Raw genomic sequence first — 508 nt, 5'->3', positions numbered from 1 at the left:
CTACTGCTGGTAGAAAAAAACTGGCACGATGTTAATAATGCTCAATCACGCTATCAAGCGCTACAAAGTAACGTTGATTTGGCTGCAGAAGTTTTAAGATTGCGCCGCTTAGGACTACAAGAAGGTGTGAATACCACAGTCGATGTGGTACAAGCACAAACGCAATCGCTCAAAGCACGTACTGAGCAAGCGCAAGCTGCCAACAGTTATGTACAGTCATTGGCCGCACTCATGCAGAGCTGCGGTACGCCGCTTGCTTTTAACGCTTATCTTAATGCCGCTGATATCCAGCTGCCGACTTTGTACACTGAATGATGATTGTATATGAAAGCTTATAAAGTATACGAATAAGCACTGTATCGTCGTTTCAACTTTTAAGTGTTATAAGGCTAATGTGCGAAGATATATACCAAATCAGCATGACGCTACCAAAAAATAACGCTCAATAAACCATACTATTACTATAGTGAATCACTGTTTTATGAAAAAACCAACGTCCAAATCGATA

1 protein-coding gene is annotated in these 508 nt (G+C 40.9%); it reads left to right on the top strand.

What is annotated here, in order from left to right; genetic code table 11:
* On the top strand, positions 1–315 hold a 315-nt coding region (locus tag ACS8FC_RS21155; protein ID WP_439298224.1), incomplete at its 5' end, for a TolC family protein.
* Positions 316–508: the final 193 nt, after the last annotated feature.

The organism is Psychrobacter sp. 1Y4 (assembly GCF_051847555.1).
Note: the sequence above shows the minus strand (reverse complement) of the source record. Positions and strands in the feature narration are given on the sequence as shown.